This window comes from Phenylobacterium sp., assembly GCF_030698145.1.
Taxonomy (GTDB): Bacteria; Pseudomonadota; Alphaproteobacteria; order Caulobacterales; family Caulobacteraceae; genus Phenylobacterium.
In genome coordinates this window covers 1-17,923 of the sequence record NZ_JAUYNW010000015.1, presented here as the reverse complement: position 1 = coordinate 17,923, position 17,923 = coordinate 1, and the positions used below count along the sequence as shown (strand labels likewise).

18 protein-coding genes and 1 other RNA gene are annotated in these 17,923 nt (G+C 69.3%); 3 read left to right on the top strand and 16 right to left on the bottom strand.

Features of this window, described 5'->3' with window-relative positions; translation table 11 throughout:
* Positions 1 to 6 precede the first annotated feature (6 nt).
* The 10 genes from mraY to Q8Q77_RS01535 form a co-directional block, all read right to left on the bottom strand.
* Positions 7 to 1,116 carry a phospho-N-acetylmuramoyl-pentapeptide-transferase gene (gene mraY / locus Q8Q77_RS01580; RefSeq protein ID WP_305580489.1) on the bottom strand — a complete coding sequence of 370 codons (1,110 nt, stop codon included), beginning with the start codon at positions 1,114 to 1,116 and terminating at the stop codon, positions 7 to 9.
* The gene (gene murF, locus Q8Q77_RS01575; RefSeq protein WP_305580487.1) at positions 1,116 to 2,513 is read right to left on the bottom strand and encodes a UDP-N-acetylmuramoyl-tripeptide--D-alanyl-D-alanine ligase; all 1,398 of its coding nucleotides are present in this window, start codon (positions 2,511 to 2,513) and stop codon (positions 1,116 to 1,118) included. The genes mraY and murF overlap by 1 nt, the downstream gene beginning before the upstream one ends.
* The gene (locus Q8Q77_RS01570; protein WP_305580485.1) at positions 2,506 to 3,963 is read right to left on the bottom strand and encodes a UDP-N-acetylmuramoyl-L-alanyl-D-glutamate--2,6-diaminopimelate ligase; all 1,458 of its coding nucleotides are present in this window, start codon (positions 3,961 to 3,963) and stop codon (positions 2,506 to 2,508) included. The genes murF and Q8Q77_RS01570 overlap by 8 nt, the downstream gene beginning before the upstream one ends.
* Positions 3,963 to 5,708 (bottom strand): penicillin-binding protein 2, encoded by a 1,746-nt coding sequence (locus Q8Q77_RS01565; protein ID WP_305580483.1) that lies wholly within the window; start codon positions 5,706 to 5,708, stop codon positions 3,963 to 3,965. Before Q8Q77_RS01565 ends, Q8Q77_RS01570 begins: the two co-directional genes overlap by 1 nt.
* Complete coding sequence (locus Q8Q77_RS01560; RefSeq protein ID WP_305580481.1) at positions 5,705 to 6,148, bottom strand: cell division protein; 444 nt, start codon at positions 6,146 to 6,148, stop codon at positions 5,705 to 5,707. The genes Q8Q77_RS01565 and Q8Q77_RS01560 overlap by 4 nt, the downstream gene beginning before the upstream one ends.
* Positions 6,145 to 7,080, bottom strand: coding sequence for a 16S rRNA (cytosine(1402)-N(4))-methyltransferase RsmH (gene rsmH, locus Q8Q77_RS01555; protein WP_305580479.1), 936 nt, complete (start codon positions 7,078 to 7,080; stop codon positions 6,145 to 6,147). Before rsmH ends, Q8Q77_RS01560 begins: the two co-directional genes overlap by 4 nt.
* Position 7,081: 1 nt before the next feature.
* Positions 7,082 to 7,546 (bottom strand): division/cell wall cluster transcriptional repressor MraZ, encoded by a 465-nt coding sequence (locus Q8Q77_RS01550; protein WP_305580477.1) that lies wholly within the window; start codon positions 7,544 to 7,546, stop codon positions 7,082 to 7,084.
* Between the two features lie 277 nt (positions 7,547 to 7,823).
* Positions 7,824 to 8,205: RNase P RNA component class A (gene rnpB, locus Q8Q77_RS01545), an RNA gene on the bottom strand.
* Positions 8,206 to 8,239: 34 nt separating this feature from the next.
* The gene (locus Q8Q77_RS01540; protein WP_305580475.1) at positions 8,240 to 9,319 is read right to left on the bottom strand and encodes a methyl-accepting chemotaxis protein; all 1,080 of its coding nucleotides are present in this window, start codon (positions 9,317 to 9,319) and stop codon (positions 8,240 to 8,242) included.
* A 193-nt stretch (positions 9,320 to 9,512) separates the two neighbouring features.
* Entirely contained in the window at positions 9,513 to 10,352 is an 840-nt protein-coding gene (locus Q8Q77_RS01535) for a hypothetical protein (RefSeq protein WP_305580473.1), read from the bottom strand.
* A 152-nt stretch (positions 10,353 to 10,504) separates the two neighbouring features.
* On the opposite strand from Q8Q77_RS01535, the gene Q8Q77_RS01530 reads away from it, so the two are divergent.
* Positions 10,505 to 12,076: an AMP-binding protein gene (locus Q8Q77_RS01530; RefSeq protein WP_305580471.1), complete on the top strand. Its 1,572-nt coding sequence runs from the start codon at positions 10,505 to 10,507 to the stop codon at positions 12,074 to 12,076.
* 1 nt (position 12,077) lies between these two features.
* Here the strand turns inward: Q8Q77_RS01530 and Q8Q77_RS01525 are convergent, their stop codons facing one another.
* From Q8Q77_RS01525 to Q8Q77_RS01510, 4 genes are read right to left on the bottom strand one after another with little or no spacing between them, the layout of a single operon-like run.
* The gene (locus Q8Q77_RS01525; RefSeq protein WP_305580469.1) at positions 12,078 to 12,845 is read right to left on the bottom strand and encodes an SDR family oxidoreductase; all 768 of its coding nucleotides are present in this window, start codon (positions 12,843 to 12,845) and stop codon (positions 12,078 to 12,080) included.
* A 49-nt stretch (positions 12,846 to 12,894) separates the two neighbouring features.
* Entirely contained in the window at positions 12,895 to 13,407 is a 513-nt protein-coding gene (locus tag Q8Q77_RS01520; RefSeq protein ID WP_305580467.1) for a GNAT family N-acetyltransferase, read from the bottom strand.
* A gap of 2 nt (positions 13,408 to 13,409) precedes the next feature.
* A complete protein-coding gene (locus tag Q8Q77_RS01515) occupies positions 13,410 to 14,129 on the bottom strand; it encodes an N-acetylmuramoyl-L-alanine amidase (protein ID WP_305580465.1) in 720 nt (239 codons plus the stop codon).
* The gene (locus Q8Q77_RS01510; RefSeq protein ID WP_305580463.1) at positions 14,126 to 15,019 is read right to left on the bottom strand and encodes a DMT family transporter; all 894 of its coding nucleotides are present in this window, start codon (positions 15,017 to 15,019) and stop codon (positions 14,126 to 14,128) included. Before Q8Q77_RS01510 ends, Q8Q77_RS01515 begins: the two co-directional genes overlap by 4 nt.
* An 83-nt stretch (positions 15,020 to 15,102) precedes the next feature.
* Here Q8Q77_RS01510 and Q8Q77_RS01505 point away from each other — a divergent pair, with 83 nt between their 5' ends.
* Both Q8Q77_RS01505 and Q8Q77_RS01500 read left to right on the top strand, forming a co-directional pair.
* On the top strand, positions 15,103 to 15,714 hold the full coding sequence (locus Q8Q77_RS01505; protein WP_305580461.1) for a glutathione S-transferase family protein: 612 nt from the start codon (positions 15,103 to 15,105) through the stop codon (positions 15,712 to 15,714).
* Between the two features lie 6 nt (positions 15,715 to 15,720).
* Positions 15,721 to 16,359 carry a gamma carbonic anhydrase family protein gene (locus tag Q8Q77_RS01500; RefSeq protein ID WP_305580459.1) on the top strand — a complete coding sequence of 213 codons (639 nt, stop codon included), beginning with the start codon at positions 15,721 to 15,723 and terminating at the stop codon, positions 16,357 to 16,359.
* Here the strand turns inward: Q8Q77_RS01500 and Q8Q77_RS01495 are convergent.
* Both Q8Q77_RS01495 and Q8Q77_RS01490 read right to left on the bottom strand, forming a co-directional pair.
* Complete coding sequence (locus Q8Q77_RS01495; RefSeq protein WP_305580457.1) at positions 16,340 to 16,933, bottom strand: DUF3052 domain-containing protein; 594 nt, start codon at positions 16,931 to 16,933, stop codon at positions 16,340 to 16,342. The two genes, Q8Q77_RS01500 and Q8Q77_RS01495, sit on opposite strands and share 20 nt — an antisense overlap.
* Positions 16,934 to 17,233: 300 nt before the next feature.
* Positions 17,234 to 17,923 (bottom strand): acyl-CoA dehydrogenase family protein (locus tag Q8Q77_RS01490; protein ID WP_305580455.1); only part of this gene is annotated, 690 nt, incomplete at its 5' end.

Here is a 17,923-nt window from a genome sequence, read left to right as displayed (position 1 = left end):
CCTCCCCTACCGCAGCTTCAACGTGGCCAGTCCGAGGACGGCCAGCATCAGGGAGATGATCCAGAAACGGATCACCACGGTGGACTCCGACCAGCCGAGCTTCTCGAAATGGTGGTGGATCGGGGCCATCAGGAAGACCCGCTTTCCGGTCATCCGGAAATAGATGACCTGGATCATCACCGACAGCGTCTCCAGCACGAAGAGGCCGCCGATCAGGCCCAGCACGATCTCGTGCTTGGTGGCCACCGCCACCGCGCCGATGCCGCCGCCGAGCGCCAGGGAGCCGGTGTCGCCCATGAAGATCTTGGCCGGCGGGGCGTTGTACCAGAGGAAGCCCAGGCCGGCGCCGATCATGGCCCCGCAATAGACCGCCGCCTCCCCCACGCCGGGGACGAAATGGAGTTGCAGGTACTGGGAGAAGACGTAGTTGCCGACCAGGTAGGCGATCAGGCCGAAAGCGGCCGCGGCGATCATCACCGGCACGATGGCCAAGCCGTCCAGCCCGTCGGTGAAGTTCACCCCGTTGCCGCCGCCGACGATGATGAAGGCGCCGAACGCCAGGTAGAACCAGCCCAGGTCGATGACCAGTTGCTTGAAGATCGGGAAGGCGATCGAGGTCGAGAGGTTCGGCGACTCCGGCGGGTTGCTCCCGAAGAGGATGATCAGGGTGATCGCCGCGGTCGCGATGAGCAGCTCGAGGATCAGTCGCACCCGGCCCGACACGCCCTCGGTGGTTTGCTTGGTGACCTTGGCGTAGTCGTCGAGGAAGCCCAGGGCGCCGTAGCCGGCGGTCACCAGCAGCACCGCCCAGATGTAGACATTGCTCAGGTCGGCCCACAGCAGGGTGCCGATCAGCAGTCCCGCCAGGATCATCACCCCGCCCATGGTGGGGGTGCCGGCCTTCTCGATCACGTGGCGTTCGATGCCGTCGGCGCGGATCGGCTGACCCTTGCCTTGCTTGGCCTGCATGAAGCGGATGAAGCGCGACCCCAGCAACACCACCACCAGCTGCGCCGTGAACAGCGCCATGCCGGTGCGGAACGTAAGATATTTCAGCAGGTTGAGGACCGGGATATGCCCACCGGCCGAGAGCTGCTCATACAGCCAATAGAGCATCAGCCCGCCTCCCCGGAACGCACATCGAGCAGGCTCAGCGCGGCAGCCACCGCGCCGGCCTTCGAGCCGTTCGAACCCTTGACCATCACCAGATCGCCAGGCTCTGCGGCCTGGGCGACCAGTGGCCCCAACTCAGCCGCTGTATCGGCGTAGCCGCCGCGCCGAGTCGACGGAAGGGCGTCCCAGAGCGATTTCATCAGGGGACCCGCGCAAAACACCAGGTCGACCTCGGCGCGGGCCAGCGGTTCGGCCAGGCCGGCGTGGAAAGCGGGGCCGTCAGGGCCCAGTTCCAGCATGTCGGTCAGCGCGACGATCCGCCGCCCCGAAGGCTTGCGCGCGCCCAGCGAGGCGAAGGCCGCGGCCATGGAGATCGGGTTGGCGTTGTAGCTCTCGTCGATCAGGGTGAAGGCGCCGGCGGCCAGGGCGATGTCCCGTTCGGCCCCGCGACCGGCCAGGGGCTCGAAGCCGCCCAGCGCCGCCAGGCCGACATCCAGATCCACGTCCAGGGCCTCCAGCATCAGCAGCACGGCCATGCTGTTGGGGCCCCAGTGGAAGCCGGTCTGCAGGATCGGGAAGTCCAGGACCTTGCCGTTCAGGCGGGCGCGGACGATCGCGCGTCCGGCCTCGGGCTGGAAATCGATCAGCCGGGCGTCGCAGGCCTCGCCCGCGCCGAAGGTGCGCACCGTGGCGCCGGCCTTGCGGGCCTCGGCGGCCAGCATGTCGAACCACTTGTTGTCGGCGTTCAGCACCGCCACGCCGCCCGGCTCGATGCCGGCGAAGATCTCGGCCTTGGCGCGGGCCACGCCCGCCTCCCCGTCCGGGAAGTTCTCCACATGGACCGGGCCCACGGTGGTGATGGCCACGGCGTGGGGCCGTACGAAGCGCGACAACGGCGCGATCTCGCCGGCGTGGTTCATGCCGATCTCGAACACTGCGCGCTCGGTGTCGCGCGGCATGCGCGCCAGGGTCAGCGGCACGCCGATATGGTTGTTATAGCTCTTGACCGAGGAATGGCCCCTGCCGGCCAGCATCAGGCCCGCGCGCACCGCCTGGGTGACGCTGGTCTTGCCGACCGAGCCGGTGACCGCGCCGCGCTGGACCTGAGGTGCGCGTGTCCGGGCGGCTTCTCCCAGCATTTCCAAAGCCATGAGCGTGTCACCTACGACGACGCTCGAACCTTCGACCGCCTGCGACGCCAGCGACCCGGAGGCGCCGGCCGCCAGGGCCTGGCCGACGAACTCATGGCCGTCGCGCACCCCGGCCAGGGCGACGAACAGGTCGCCCTGCTCGATGGAGCGGGTGTCGATCGAAACGCCGTTCACCTTGAACGGGGCGCCGGCCAGGCGTCCGCCCACGGCCGCGGCGATCTCCTCGGAGGTCCAGAGCGGCTCAGCCACGTATCGGCTCCAGGGCTGTGGCGACCTCGGTCACGTCGTCGAACGGATGCACGACCCCGGCGATGGTCTGGCCCTGCTCGTGGCCCTTGCCGGCCACCACCAGGACGTCGCCCCGGGTCATCAGGGCCGTGGCGGCCTGGATGGCCTTGCGGCGGTCGCCGATCTCCCGCGCGCCCGGCGCGCCGGCCAGGACCTGAGCGCGGATCTCGGCGGGATCCTCGCTGCGGGGATTGTCGTCGGTGACGATAGCGATGTCGGCATGGCCCGAGGCGGCCGCGCCCATCAGGGGCCGCTTGGCCTTGTCGCGGTCGCCGCCGGCGCCGAACACCACGATGAGCCGGCCCTCGACATGCGGCCGCAGGGCCCGCAGCACCGTCTCCAGGCCGTCTGGCGTGTGGGCATAGTCGACATAGGCCTCGCCGCCGCGCGGTCCGGCCCCGATGTGCTGCAACCGGCCCGGCGCGCCCTCCAGGGTCTCCAGCGCCGACATCACCAGCGCCGGATCCTCGCCCGCGGCGATGCAGAGCCCGGCGGCCACCAGGACGTTCGAGGCCTGGTATCCGCCGACCAGCGGCAGGCGCACGTCATAGATCTCGCCCTTGCAGCCGATCTTCAGCGCCTGGCCTTCCGGGGTCGGCGTTCGCGCCAACAGGGTCAGCCCCTGCCCGGCCGCGCCCACCGACATCACGCTCTGGCCGCAAGTGACGGCCGCGCCAGCGAAGGCCTCATAGGCGTCGGAATCGCTGTTCAGCACGGCGGTCGCGCCGCGCGGCAACAGGGCGTTGAACAGCCGCAGCTTGGCCTCGCGGTAGACGCCCATGGTGCCGTGATAGTCGAGATGGTCCTGGGTCAGGTTCAGGAAGCCGGCGACGGTCAGGTCCGCGCCGTCCAGGCGGCGCTGGTCCACCCCGTGGGAGGAGGCCTCCAGCGCCAGGTGCGTCACGCCCAGGTCGGCGAGCTTGGCCATCAGCTCGGCCACGTCGGCGGCGTCCGGCGTCGTCAGGCCCGTCGGCGGGGTGAGCTGCACATCCAGTCCCGGCCCCGTGGCGCGGACGCCCAGGGTGCCCATGCTGGCGGCCTTGTGGCCGAGCTGGTTGAAGATCTGGCGGCAGAAGGCGGCGACCGAGGTCTTGCCGTTGGTGCCGGTCACCGCCACCACCACCGGCGGCTGGACGCCCCAGAAGGCGCGGGCGGCCAGGGCGTAGGCCCGGCGCGGATCTGAGCTGACGATCACGGGAACGCCGAGATCCGGAATGTCCTCGCCCGAAAGCACCGCCACGGCGCCGGCCGCCACGGCCTTGGCCGCGAACGTCCGGCCGTCGACCGTGGAGCCCGGCAGGGCGGCGAACAGATATCCCGGACGCACCTTGCGGCTGTCGGCGGTCACGCCCGTGATCTCCGGGTCGGCGCCGACCTCCCGCTTCACCAGGTCTGACAGTCGCCGGCTCATCAGCGTTCGTTCGCCAGGGCCGCGGCGGTAGCTTCGGCGGGCGCGGGGACGGCCACGTCCTCACGCCGCGTGACGCCCAGGAACGGACCGACCCGGTCGATCACCCGGCCCACCGCCGGCGCCGCCGTCCAGCCGCCAGTGGCGAAGCCGTAGGTCTCCGGCGTGCCCTTGGGTTCGTCCATCAGGATCAGCACGAAATAGCGGTCGGCCTCCAGCGGCCCGTCGGTCGGGAACACCGCGGCGAAGGACGAGACCAGGGTGCTGCGGGCATAGCGGCCGTTGATCACCTTCTCGGCGGATCCGGTCTTGCCGCCCACCCGCATGCCCGGCGCATTGGCCTTGCCCCCGGTGCCGCGCACCACATTGACCCGCATCAGGTCCAGCATGGCCCGCGACGTCTCCTCCGACACCGAGCGCGTGCCTTTGGGCCGGAAGCCGGGCTTCACCGGATGGATGGTCAGCGGCACATAGGTGCCGCCGTTGAGGATCGACCCCATGCCCGCGGCTACCGCCAGGGGCGACACCGAGATGGCGTGCCCGAACGAGGTCGAGGCTACGTCGTTGTCGTCCCAGCGGCGCGGGACGATCGGTTTGGCGCTCTCGCGCAGCTCGACCGGCGTCGCCTTGGTCAGCCCGAAGGCCTTGTAGTACTTCTGGACCGTGTCCGACCCGGCCTGCAGGGCCAGCTTGGTGGTGCCGATATTCGACGAGTGCATGAAGATGTCGGCGACCGTCATCACCTTGTTCTCGGCGTGATAGTCGTGGATCGTCCGGCCGTTCATGGTCAGCGGCGTGCGCGCGTCGAAGGTCGAGGCCAGGGTCGCGGCCCCCGAGTCCAGGCCGAGCGCCACCGTGAACACCTTGAAGGTCGAGCCCATCTCATACACCGAGGCCGCCGCGCGGTTCTTCAGCGCTTCCGGATCGCTCTTGCCGGCCTGGTTGGCGTCGTAGGTCGGATAGCTCGCCACCCCCAGGATCTCGCCGGTGTGGACATTAGTGATGATGCCCACCGCGCCCTTCACCTGATGGGCGGTGGCCGCCTTGAACAGCTCGTCCTCCAGCGCCGCCTGGACCCGCAGGTCGATGGAGAGCGGGACCGAGGTCTTGGAGGCCGCGTTGTTGCGGACCAGGTCGTTCAGGGCGAACTCCGCCCCGGCCAGGCCCTGGCCGCCGGTGTCTGAGAAGCCGATCAGGTGCGCCGCGGTCTGGCCCAGCGGATAGACCCGGCGCTGCTCGCGCTCGAAGGTGACGCCCGGCAGGCCCAGCGCGTGGATGCGGGCGCGGGTTTCCGGGGTGAGCGCGCCCACCAGGAAGGTCCGGCGGTCGCCACGCAGCGACTTCTCCAGCCGCGCCACCGACAGGTTCGGCAGGGCCGCCGTCAGGGCCCGGCGCGTCTCGACGGTGTCCCAGATCTCGCGGGGATCGATGTAAACTCCGTAGTGCAGCAGGTCGGCGGCGAGCATGGAGCCGTTGCGATCGACGATGTCGGCGCGCGCCGCGCCCACCGCCCCCGACAGGCCCGCGCCCGCGCCCAGGCCCGAGAGCACCGCGCTGCGGGTCGCGCCGATGGCCAGGGTCACGAAGCTGGCCGTGAACAGGGCCAGGACGAAGAAGATGCGGATTCGGGTGTCGTCCTCGGCCTTGCCGGCGGCCTTGGCGCGCTCGAAGGCATGCTCCAGGCCCCAGACCTGGGCCTTAAGCCACCGCCAGCCCGGCGGCTGGAACGAGGGATGGGCCAGGGTCATTGGTTGAGGTCCGGGGCCGCGACGTGGGCGACCTGGGTCGGCGTCGTCGCCGGATCGGACGGGGCGGGCGCGGCCATTTCGACCGGCGCGGGGGCGGCGGCCGCAGCCGCCGCGGCGCTCTTCAGATGGGCGGCCAGGACGATCTCGCCCAGCTTCTCAGGGGTGATCTCGTTCTTGGCGATGGTGGGCGCCATGCCCAGGTGCGCGGTCGAGAGCTTTTCGATGCGCGAGGGCTGCTCCAGGTGGGCGACCTCGGCCTGCAGCAGGCGGATGCGGTCGCGCTCGGCGTCGATCTGCTTCTCCACCATGGCGATCTCGGTGCGCTCGCGCCCGGCGATGGTCTTGGCCAGGTAGACCGACAGGATGATCGCCACCAACAGGCCGGCGGCGACTACGTCGATCAGGCGGAATCCTCTGATCTTGCGACTGAAGACACTCATGCGGCTTCCCTCCAGACCGGGGCCTCGGTGCGAACCGCCGCGCGCAACTTGGCCGAACGGGCGCGCGGATTGGCCCGGACCTCGTCCTCGGACGGGGCGCGGGCGCCGTTGAACAGCAGATCGAAACTGGGCGTGGCCTTGATCTCGACCGGGGGCGCGTGGCGCGAGCCGCCCGGGGTCTTGCCGGCCCGCAGGGTGAAGAACGCCTTGACGATCCGGTCCTCGAGCGAGTGGAAGGTGACCACGGCCAGGCGGCCACCGGCCTTCAGCACGTGCTCGGCGGCCACCAGGCCCGCCTCGAGCTCGGCCAGTTCGTCGTTCACGGCGATCCGCAGACCCTGGAAGGCCCGCGTGGCCGGATGCACCTTGGCGCCCCGGCGTCCGCCCAGGGCCCGCTCGATGTGTTCGGCCAGGTCCAGGGTGCGGGTGAAGGGTTCGGTCTCGCGGCGCCGGACGATGGCCCGCGCGATCCGGCGCGACTCCCGCTCCTCGCCATAGACCCAGAAGATCCGCGCCAGCTCGGCCGGCTCGGCGGTGTTGACCAGGTCGGCGGCGGTGGGGCCGTCGGCGCCCATGCGCATGTCCAGAGGACCGTCGCGCATGAACGAGAATCCGCGCTCGGCCTCGTCGATCTGCATGGAGGAGACGCCCAGGTCCAGAGCCACACCGTCGACGCTGGCCTCGCCCAGTTCCTCATCCATCTGGGAGAAGGTGGCCTCGATCAGCCGGAACCGGTCGCCAAGCCCGCTCGCGAACCGCGCGGCGCTGGGATCGCGGTCGAAGGCGGTGACCTCGGCTCCGGTCGCCAGCAGAGCGCGGGAATAGCCGCCGGCCCCGAAGGTGCCGTCGACGATCCGCTTGCCGGGTCCGGGCTCAAGGGCCGCGACGACCTCGTTCAGCAGGACAGAGACGTGGGGGGCCTCGTCGTCCAACCTAGGCCACTCCCAGCTTGGCGGCGCGCTGCTGGGCGCGCAGTTGGGCCAGCCCCTCGCGGGCGAGTTCGCGCTGGGCGGCGCGGTGGGCCTGGAAGGCTTCCCGCTGCCATATCTGGAACCGGTCGCCCAGGCCGACCAGGACCACGTCGTCGGTCAGGCCGAACATATCGCAGAGCTGCTCGGGCAGGGTAATGCGGCCGGCGGTGTCGAAGCTCATCTTCGCCTGGCCGCCCAGGACGGAGAACTCCAGCGCCGAGCGGGTCGGATCGCCGAACGGCATCTCCTCGATCAGCGACAGATAACGATCGAACAAGGCCTTCCCGCCTCCCTCGATGCAGTCGGCTTCTATGGAGGGAAAGCAGATGATTCCGTCGAAGGGGCCAGAGACAAGGGCGCGGAACTCCTGCGGCACAACGATGCGCCGCTTGGCGTCCAATTGTTTCTCGAATGTCGAGAGAAACATCCCGCCCAAGACCCCCACCGGCGGCTCCGGATGAGCCGCCCCTCCCCGCTTCGAATTGTGGCGCGATCTGGCCCCCGCCGGAACGCGCCCCACAGCTCAGCGGACGATGATTGGGTTAACATGGGATCAATTGGGAGACAATGACTCCAGAGCTCGATTTTGCGCAAAATCAAAGATGTCGCACCGACTTATGGTTAACGACCGTAAACAATTCACAGAACATACACCGAACGCGTTAAGTATAACCGGCGTTTTCGCAATACCGTGGACGGATGAGGGGATCAGACGGCCTGTAAGCCGGGTTCTGTGCCGCCGGCGAGCCGGCGCGGCGATCATTCCTCTGGACCGCCCATTGCTGGACGGTTCTCGCGACCTACCCGGACGCCTCGGACCTACGACAGTCCTGCCCATGCGAGATGGGCGCAGCGTCCCTATTCGGTCTTGCTCCTGGCGGGGCTTGCCATGCCGTCCCTGTCTCCAGGTCCGCGGTGGGCTCTTACCCCACCCTTTCACCCTTACCTCGGTCGAGACCGAGGCGGTCTGCTCTCTGTGGCGCTATCCCTGGGGTCGCCCCCGGCGGGCGTTACCCGCCGCCATGTCGTTGTGGAGCCCGGACTTTCCTCGACGGCTTGCGCCGCCGCGACCGCCCGGCCGTCTGATCGCGGTGATCTGTGAGGGCTCGCGGTCCCGCGGTCAAGCTGCGCGGCCCCGCGCGCTACTCGTCCCCACCACGGACTCGCGCTGGGCGATGCACCCGAACCAGCCCAGGCCGCGATAGGTCTCGTAGCCTGGGGTGAGCGCGTAGCCGACCGTGACTCCCTCGGTGGCGTAGCTGCCCAGGTCCGTGGCGTCCGACGGCAGGCGGAACGTCTCCTCCAACTCGCCCTTGCGGTCGGACGAGGCCAGGACCCGACCGGCGCGATCCAGCAACAGCACCCGGGAGCGGCCCCGCTCCTCCTCGGTCAGCCGCACGCCATCCACCACCGCGTGAGCCTGCGGGCGCCAGTCGAAATGGATGCCCAGCACGCCGATGACGGCGCCGTCCGCGCGGCCGCCCTGCCGGATCGCGGTGGAATATGTGGCGACCGCCGCATTTTCCAGCGCCGCCGCCCGCTCCACGTCGCAGGCCACGAACTCGTCCCCCGACCGGGTGCGCACGGCCCGCTCGAACCAAGGCTCGTGTGCCGCGTTGAAGCCGACCGCCGCGCGGAAGCGTTCCGGACGCCCGGTGGCCACCACCTTGCCCTTGGCGTCGCAGATCCAGAGGTCGAGATAGACCGTGTAGGCGTCCAGTATCACCTTCAGCCGCTGGCTGGCGAAGCGGCTGGCGGCCTCCGAGGGTTCGGCGACGCAGGCGACCACCGCGGAGTCCGTCGCCCACCAGCGCACGTCGCAGGTCCGCTCATAGAGATTGCGGTCGATGATCTCGATGGCGTTCAGCGCCAGGTCCGCCAGCCGCTGGCCGCGCAGGTGGCAGAGGATCGCGGCCCCCACCGCCGACAGCTCGGCCAGGTCGGTGCGCACCTGGCTCTCCATGGCGCCGGCGACCTCGTCGATCTCCGCGGCGATGCGCTTGAACTCCTCGGCGACGATGGCGAAGCCCTTGCCCGCCTCGCCGGCTCGCGCGGCGGTGATCAGCGCGTTGATGGCCAGCATCTTGGCCTGCCGGTTGATGGCCGAGATTTCGCCGATCTTGTCGCCGGCCACCGTCGAGAGGCGTTCGGAGAGCTCAAGAATCCGCTCGGGAACGAGCCCCGTGTCTGCGCCTGCCAAGTGGCCCCTCCCCAGGGATCGCGGCCGCCCGATCAAACGCCGAGTCGGCCAGCCGCAGCTTGAGCAGATTCTCCGTTCGCGAAACGTGTTCGACGAAAGCCGGAGCGTGATGCGCGGTGATTGCGCAGAAACTGCGGAATTTGCGGCGCCCCGCCAGATTCCGCACAGATCCAAGGCAGATCGGCGCGCGACTCTATGCCGTCCAGAGCGGCGAGGAGCCCTTCATGAACCGCAGGAAGAACTTCACCCGCGCGATCTCCCGACCGGACCCCTTGTCGGCGATGGTCACGTCGTACCAGGCCGCCTCGGTCCTGGGGCTCTCGGCCAGGGCATGGACCCTTGTGCGGCCCAGATAGTCGACGCCCGCCTTGAGCGGCCCAGCCAGGTGCTGGACCTCCAGGGCGCCGAACAGACCCACGGCCTTGCCCGCGCTCCCCACGACGGAGGCTCGGGCGCCGTGCGCCAACACCACCGCCATGGACGGCGGCAGGATCAGGCTGTCGGGCCCATAGGCCGGCAGCATCTCGGTGATGGTCGCCAGGCGCTTGGCCAGGGCGTCGGGCGTCACGCTCAGCGGAATATCGGCCGCCTCGTCCCCGACCTTCAGCGCCGCCAGGATGCGCAGGGCCCCGGCCGCCGGCGGCTCCTGGGCCTTCAGCCGCCGCGCCAGTTCCGAGCCCCTGTCGTCGCCCAGGTTGGCCGTGCCCTCGCAGATCAGGGCGCCGGCCTCGTTGAACATGGTGAGCGCCGCGCGGTCGGCGCCGGGCGCGACAACCGCGCGCACCGCCTCGCCGTCCACCGTCGCCTGCTTGAACATCAGCGACACGCCGCCGGTGGCGAACCATGCCTCGCCGTGGAGATCGAGCAAGGCCGGGACGAACTGATCCATGTGGATCGAGCCGGCCACCGTGCCGCCCTTGAAGCCGAGTTTGGACGCCGTGGCGTCGTCGTGGATCGAGCCCTTGATCTCCTGGGCGGTGTTGCGCGGTATCCGGAACGGCCCCGCATGCTGACCCTGTTCGACAAGCGTCATCGCATCCTCCCTGCAGCGGGCTCCGCCGCGTTTCTGGTGGAGCGTATGGCCAAACACCCTGCTCTGCCAACGACAGTCTTGCGCCGGATGCTGCTCTGGGCCAGCCTGGACCCAGGCCCCGCAGAGGGCCGCCGCGCGATGGGAGGAAGCCGATGGACGCAGCAGGCGCCGAGCTCGACCTTGGCCGAGGGGTCACCGAGGCCGCCCAGGTCGGCATGATGCACGCGGTCTGGGCGCAGCTCACGCCCGACAAGGTGGCGGTCTACGATCCGGACGGTTCGACGCGCAGCTTCGGGGTGCTGAACGCCAACGCCAACCGCATCGTGCGCCTGCTGCGCGCCGCGGGCCTGGGGCCGGGCGACGCGGTGGCCCTGCTCTGCACCAACCGCGCGGAGTTCGTCGAGGTGCTGTCGGCCGCCATGCGCACCGGCATGCGGATCACCCCGGTCAACTGGCACCTCACTGCCGACGAGATCGCCTATGTGATTGCCGACTGCCAGGCCAAGGCCCTTTTCGCCGACGCCCGCGTCACCGCCGCCAAGGCGGCCGCCGACCAATGCCCCGAGCTCAGGCTGACGGTCGCCATCGGCGGTCCGATCGAGGGCTTCGCGCCCTATGACCAGGCCCTGGCGTCCCTCGAGGGGTCCGACATCCCCGACCCCAGCCGCGGCCACACCATGCTCTACACCTCCGGCACCACGGGTCGGCCCAAGGGGGTGTTCAAGCCGAACGCGCCGATCCCGGAGTTCAGCGCGATCTATGACCGCGAGACGGACCTGCACATGTGCGCCGGGCCCGCCTATCACGCCGCGCCGCTGCTGGGTGACGTGCGCCGCCCGCTGATGAACGGCGTGCCCTTGGTCTTCATCGACAAGTGGGACACGGAAGGCGTGCTGCGGATCATGGCCGAGCGTCGGGTGACGCGGACCCACCTTGTGCCGATCATGTTCCAGCGGATGCTGGCCCTCCCCGACGAGGTCCGCGCCAAATATGACCTCTCGGCCTTGCGCGCCATCACCCACGGCGCGGCCCCCTGCCCGCCCGAGGTGAAGCACGCCATGATCGCCTGGGTGGGGCCGGTGCTGAACGAGTACTATGCCGGGTCCGAGGGCGGCGCGGGCTTCCTGGTCGGCTCCGAGGAGTGGCTGACCAAGCCTGGAACCGTCGGCCGCCGGCCCTATCCCGAGGCCGCCCGCATCCTCGACGAGGACGGAAACGACTGCCCGCAGGGGACCGCCGGCACGATCTACATGAAGCTGCCGGACGGCGGGTTTCAGTACTACAACGATCCGGGCAAGACCGCCTCGAACCGTCGCGACGGCTACTTCACCCTGGGCGACATCGGGTTCCTCGACGAGGACGACTACCTGTTCCTCACCGGCCGCAGCGCCGAGACGATCATCGCCGGCGGGGTGAACATCTACCCCCAGGAGATCGACAACGAGCTGATCAAGCATCCCGACGTCGAGGACAGCTGCACGGTCGGGATCCCGCACGACGAGCGCGGCGAGGAAGTCCGTGCCGTGATCCAGCTCAAGGCCGACCGCCAGGCGAGCCCCGAGGTCGCCCGGGCGATCCTGGACTACGCCAACGCCAATCTCGCCAAGTACAAGGTTCCGCGGTCCATCGACTTCGTGCCGGAACTGCCGCGCAGCGCCGCCGGCAAGATCCTGCGCAACAAGGTCCGCGCGCCCTACTGGAAAGGCAGGGCGCGCCAGATCTGACCTAGAACTCCGCCGAGCCGCCGTCGCAGGGCACCACGGTTCCCGTCGTATAGGCGCTGGCCCGCGAGCTCAGGAAGATCGCCACCCCGGCGATGTCCTCCGGCGTGCCGATCCGGCCGCGGGGATTGGCCTTGGCGATGGCGTCGCCGGCCTGGGCCAGGGTCGCGGCCATCATGTGGCTCTGGAAGGGACCCGGCGCGATGGCGTTGACCAGGATGTGCTCGGGGGCCAGCCGCTTGGCCAGGTGGCGGGTCAGCATGATGCAGCCGGCCTTGGAGGTGGAATAGGCGTAGGTCTCCAGCGTCGGCGGCTCGATGCCGTTGACCGAGGCGATGTTGATCACCCGGCTAGGGTTCTCGTGAGTGGCCGCGGCGCGCAGTTGCGGCAGCAGCTTCTGGGTCAGGAAAAAGATCGACTTCACATTGAGGTCGACGGTCTTGTCCCAGCCATCCTCCGGATACTCGTCGATCGGGGCGCCCCAGGTGGCGCCGGCGTTGTTGACCAGGACGTCGAGCTTGGGCTCACGCTCGGCCAGCGCCGCGGCCAGGCCGACGATACCCGCCATGCCGGAAAGGTCGGCGGGCAGTGAGATGCAGGTCCCGTACTTCGACAGCTCCTCGGCCAGCCCGTCGCAGACATTGGCCTTGCGCGACGAGATGTAGACCTTGGCGCCGTTCTCGACGAAGCCCCGGGCGATCATCTCGCCGATGCCGCGGCTGCCGCCGGTGACCAGGACAACCTTGCCCTCTACATTGAATAGATTTTGCATAGAAATGTCCTGTTTTCTGAGTATTTTTGAGTGTTCGGTATGGGGCAATTCAGTCGGGCAATATGAGGCCCATGGCGATGTCGGCCTCGAAGGCGCCGTCGGGCATGCGCACCCGCTTCTCGAAGCGCCCGTCGATCACGAAGCCGAGGCGCTGATAGAGGGCGATGGCGGCGGCGTTACCCTCGCGGGCGGCCAGTTCGATGCGCACGACGCGAGGGGTGAGTCGGGCCGCCGTTTCGAACAGGGCCCGGAACAGGGCCGAGCCGACGCCCTTGCCCTGAAAGGCGGGATCGACGGCGACAGTGAGGTCGCTCAGCACGTGGGCGAACTGATCGGGCCCGATACGCGAGGCGTGGATCTCGCCGCAGAGCCGACCCCCATCCCAGGCGCCCAGGGTCACGCCATCCTTCGACGCCTTGGCCAGGAAGCCCCGCACATAGGCCAGGTCGATCTCGTCGGGCCGTCGCGCCAGACCGCCGGGCGCCCCGGCGGTGGCCTTGTAGAGCGCCAGCACGGCGTCGGCCTGCGACGCCTCCACCGGCCGTATGTCGAGAGCCGCCACGTTCAGGCCGCGGCGCGCAGAAGGGCGATCAGCCGGGCGCGGGTCATGCCATCGGCGATCCCGTCGACCTTTTCCTGGCGCCAGTGACGCTGGAAGGCGCGCACCACCGTTGCGGTGTGGGCGTCGAACCGGCCCGACGGCGCGCAGTCATAGCCCAGCCGCGTGAACCCCGCCTGCAGGGCGAAGACACCGGCGCCCTCCTCGCCTTCGCCCAGCGCCTGTCCGGGGGCGGCGTCCGGCTCGACCCACAGGCCGTGACCGGCTTCGGCCAGCTGCTTCCAAGGGAACAGCTCGCCCGGGTCTTCCTTGCGCTCGGGGGCGACATCGGAATGGCCGACGATGCGGCCGTCCTCGATGTCCCAGCGGGTGCGGATGTCGGCCAGGAGTTCGATCACCGAGGCGATCTGCGCGTCGGGGAACGGCCGGTAGCCGAACTCATGGCCGGGATTGACGATCTCGATCCCAATGGAGCGGCCGTTGATGTCGGTCTCGCCCTTCCACGAGGAGAGGCCGGCGTGCCAGGCGCGCCGCGCCTCGGGCACAAGGCGGAACACCCGGCCGTCCTCTTCGACCAGGTAATGGGCCGAAACCTTGGCCTGCGGCTCGCACAGCCGCGCCAGGGCCTCGGGCCCGGTGCGCATCCCGGTGTAGTGCAGGACGATCAGGTCCGGCGGGACCAACCGCTCGTTGAAGTTGGGCGAGGCCGCCTCGATGAATTTCACTTGTCGCGGTTCCGCAGGGCGAGCAGCAGCAGCATGATCTGGTTGGGCCTCAGGGCGATGATGAGGACGCCCGCGATGGCCACGGCGGCCCCAAAGGCCATGCGCGCATCGAAGGGGTCATGGGTGATCAGGACTCCAAGCCCGATGGTGGCCAGCGGCGTCATCAGGGTCAACGGCGAGACGAGGTTGGCCTCGTAGCGTTGGATCAGGCCGTAATAGAGGGTGTGGCCGATCACCGAGACGACCAGGCCCGAAAACAGCACCGCGGCCAGGAACGGCCAGCCGGCGGCCACGGCGGTCGCCGCCGCGCCCGGCTCCAGCCAGGCCGACAGCGCCGTCAGCGGGATGACCGAGGAGAGCCCCACCCAGGCCTGCATCTGCAGGGGCTTCAGCCCCTCCATCTGCTTCAGCATCACCGCGCCGAGCGAGCCCAGGAAGGACGCGCCGACGACAAACAGCAGGCCGGGCGCGATCCGGAAGCCATGCGGGTCCCACATGACGGTGAGCGCCCCCGCCAGGGTGAGCCCGATGCCGAACAGGCGGCGTCGCGTCAGGCGCTCGCCCAGCAGCATGAAGGACAGGAAGGTGGTCATCGGCACCATGACCTGGCTGACCACGGCCACCGCCGAGGGGGTGGCGGTCTTCAGGCCGACGAACATCAGGGCGAAATTGCCGCCGCCCATCAGCAGGGCCACGACCAGCAGCCGCCAGATGGGGCGCGGCGGATTCCGCAGCCAGGGGAACACCACGACCGCCACCACCGCGAAGCGCACCGCAGCGTAGAACAGCGGCGGGACGTCCATGTACGAGACCACGAACTTCGAGACGATGTTGTTCGCCGCCCAGACCAGGCAGACCAGAACCAACAGGGCGAAGTCGCGAAGCGCCATGGCTGTGCCTTAGGCTCGGTTCGCAGCGCTTTGGCAAGCCCGCGACTTGGTCCAGGTTGGGTTTCCGAAGCAAAAGGCGTCCCATGATCACCCTCTACGGATCGTCGAAGTCGCGGGCCGCCCGTTCGCTGGTGGCGCTGGAGGAGCTTGGCCTGGACTACTGGCATTCGCCGCTCAACCCGCGCGCCCACGCCGACCATCGCGCCACCCTGGACGCGATCAATCCCAACAGCCACGTGCCGGTGCTGGACGACGACGGGCTGATCGTCTGGGAGTCGATGGCGATCAACCTCTATCTGGCCGAGAAGGCCGGCGGCCCGCTATGGCCCACGCACCCGGCCGACCGGGCCGCGACCTACCAGTGGAGCTTCTGGAGCCAGACCGAGGTCGACCGCGCCGACTGGAACCGCGCCCGGCGCGGCGGCGACGAGGCGCTGATCGCCTCCGACCGCCAGGGGCTGATCGCCGCGCTCGCCATCCTCGACCGGGCGCTGGAAGGCCGAAACTGGCTGCTGGGTGAGGCCTTCACCATCGTCGACGTCAATGTCGCCACCACGCTGAGCCAGCCCAACGAGAACGGCCTGATCGGTTGGCAGAGGCTGGACGCGGCGGCCGAAGGCCTATCGGCCCTGGCGGCCTGGCTCGCCCGCTGCATCGCGCGGCCGTCGTATGCGGCCGTACGCGACATGTCGTGACGCGGCTTGTTTGACGCTTGGGAAGTCCGCGACGGTGAGTTCGACATGCTGGAGACCTCGCCCATGACCGCCACCCCCTTCCTCGGCCCCGACGTCCGCGACCTGGGGGCGGCCTATATCGACCCATCGGCGCGCATCTTCGGCGAGGTGGAGATCGGGGCTGAGGCCTCGATCTGGTGCAATGTGGTGGTCCGGGCCGAGAGCCAGCGGGTGGTCATCGGGCCCAGGGTCAATGTCCAGGACTTCGTGATGATCCATGTGGGCGCCGGCACGCCGACCCTGATCGGGGCCAACTGCTCGATCACCCACCATGTCACCCTGCACGACTGCGACATCGGCGCCGACTGCCTGATCGGCATCGGGGCGACAATCATGGACGGCTGCGTGATCGGGGCCGGCTCCATCGTCGCCGGCGGCAGCTTCCTGAAGGAAGGGACGGTGATCCCGCCCCACTCCATCGTCATGGGCTCGCCGGGCGCAGTGGCCAAGACCCGCGACAACGCCGTCGCCAACGCGATGAACGCCTTCCTCTACTGGCGCAACGGCCAGGCCTATGCGGACGGCGACTACCGCCTGTGGTCGAAGGAGAGCTTCCGCGCCGAGATGGCCGCCGAGCGCCACCGGCTCATGTCCGCCGCCGGGTGAACCGCAGCGCCGTCAGGGTCTCGGAGAAGCCGACCACCTTGTTGTCGACCAGGCCCACCGCCTTGGCCGCGGCCATGACCTCGATGTCCTTGATCGCCGCGGCCTTGCCCTTGCGCGAGACCACCCAGATCGCGCCCCTGTCGGCCAGGGCCGGGACCAGGGCGCCCAGACGGGCCAGCTCGTCGGCGCTGTCGGCGGCGTAGAACAGGATGTCGAGGCCGGAGAGGGTTTCGACCGATTCCGCGCCGCGCTCGGCCAGTTCGCCGGCCAGGACGTCGTCGGCGACGTTCAGGACGGCGACGCGCATCCCGGGCTTCACGCCCAGCTTATCGAGCCGCCCCTTGGGATTGAGCATCGCCTGCGCCCAGTTCGCCGCGGCCTTCTCACCCAGCGAAAAGCGCGACCCGTCGGCCAGGACCAGATCACCGGCCTCGGCGCGCACGCCCTTGAGGTCGTCGCCCTGGTAGAGGCGGCGCTGGGCGCCCCGGAACAGGAGCCTGGGCGGCTCGTATTGGAGGCGGCCGCTGTCGGGGCCGTCCGCAAACCTCGCCTCGACCTGAGCGTCCTTGCCCATGACCCCGCCTCCCGCCGCCTCGCATCCTAGACGTCGCCGGCGTGGGGGCGCCAGGGGTCCGGGGGAGCGGGCCATGAGACCGATGGGGAGACCGGTCGATCGACGAGCGCGAGGCGGCGGGGCCTTCACGCTCTAAGGACGAACGGGACCCCGCCGCTGCGACATCGCGCGCGGATTTTTTCACCACGCCGTTCATCCCCGCGAAAGCGGGGACCCAGGCGTTTTTGTTTGTGTCAGCGCCGGAAGAACGAAAAAAACCTGGGTCCCCGCTTTCGCGGGGATGATTGGTTTTTTTAGTTTCTACGCCGCCTTGCCGAGGCTCAGGGCTTCGTAGCGGGCCAGATGGTGGTCGATGGAGCCGAAGGCGCCCTCGATCATGGTGGCGCGCTTGAAATAGTGGCCGATGGCCATCTCGTCGGTCATGCCCATGCCGCCGTGCAGTTGGATGGCGTTCTGGCCGACGAACTTGCAGGCCTTGCCGATCTGCACCTTGGCCGCCGAGACGCCCTTGGCGCGTTCGATGTCGGTGTCGGCGAGCTTGATATTGGCCATGTAGGTCATCGAGATCGACTGCTCGAGCTGGATGAACATGTCGACCATCCGGTGCTGCAGCACCTGGAACTGGCTGATCGGCTGGCCGAACTGCTTGCGCTGCTTGGTGTATTCCAAGGTGCCCTCGTGCAACCGACGCAGGACGCCGCAGGCCTCGGCGCAGGTGGCGGCGATGGCCTCGTCGATCACCTTCTCCACCAGCGGCAGGCCTGCGCCTTCCGAGCCGATCAGGGCCTCGGCCGGCAGGGAGACGTTCTCGAAGGTCACTTCCGAGGCGCGGAAGCCGTCGACGGTCGGGTAGTCACGGGTGGTGACGCCCTTGGCCGACTTGTCGACGATGAACACCGAGACGCCCTGGGCGTCGCGCTGGGCGCCGCCGGTGCGGGCGGTGACGATCAGGTGGCTGGCCCAGGGGGCGCCGATGACCACGGCCTTGGC

Bases quoted from the DNA above. Each gene is read 5' to 3' on its own strand.
- Q8Q77_RS01535 (WP_305580473.1), bottom strand. From the start codon at position 10,352: ATGACGCTTGTCGAACAGGGTCAGCATGCGGGGCCGTTCCGGATACCG.
- Q8Q77_RS01565 (WP_305580483.1), bottom strand. From the start codon at position 5,708: ATGACCCTGGCCCATCCCTCGTTCCAGCCGCCGGGCTGGCGGTGGCTT.
- Q8Q77_RS01505 (WP_305580461.1), top strand. From the start codon at position 15,103: ATGATCACCCTCTACGGATCGTCGAAGTCGCGGGCCGCCCGTTCGCTG.
- Q8Q77_RS01560 (WP_305580481.1), bottom strand. From the start codon at position 6,148: ATGAGTGTCTTCAGTCGCAAGATCAGAGGATTCCGCCTGATCGACGTA.
- Q8Q77_RS01510 (WP_305580463.1), bottom strand. From the start codon at position 15,019: ATGGCGCTTCGCGACTTCGCCCTGTTGGTTCTGGTCTGCCTGGTCTGG.
- Q8Q77_RS01530 (WP_305580471.1), top strand. From the start codon at position 10,505: ATGGACGCAGCAGGCGCCGAGCTCGACCTTGGCCGAGGGGTCACCGAG.
- Q8Q77_RS01495 (WP_305580457.1), bottom strand. From the start codon at position 16,933: ATGGGCAAGGACGCTCAGGTCGAGGCGAGGTTTGCGGACGGCCCCGAC.
- Q8Q77_RS01550 (WP_305580477.1), bottom strand. From the start codon at position 7,546: ATGTTTCTCTCGACATTCGAGAAACAATTGGACGCCAAGCGGCGCATC.
- mraY (WP_305580489.1), bottom strand. From the start codon at position 1,116: ATGCTCTATTGGCTGTATGAGCAGCTCTCGGCCGGTGGGCATATCCCG.
- Q8Q77_RS01570 (WP_305580485.1), bottom strand. From the start codon at position 3,963: ATGAGCCGGCGACTGTCAGACCTGGTGAAGCGGGAGGTCGGCGCCGAC.
- Q8Q77_RS01525 (WP_305580469.1), bottom strand. From the start codon at position 12,845: ATGCAAAATCTATTCAATGTAGAGGGCAAGGTTGTCCTGGTCACCGGC.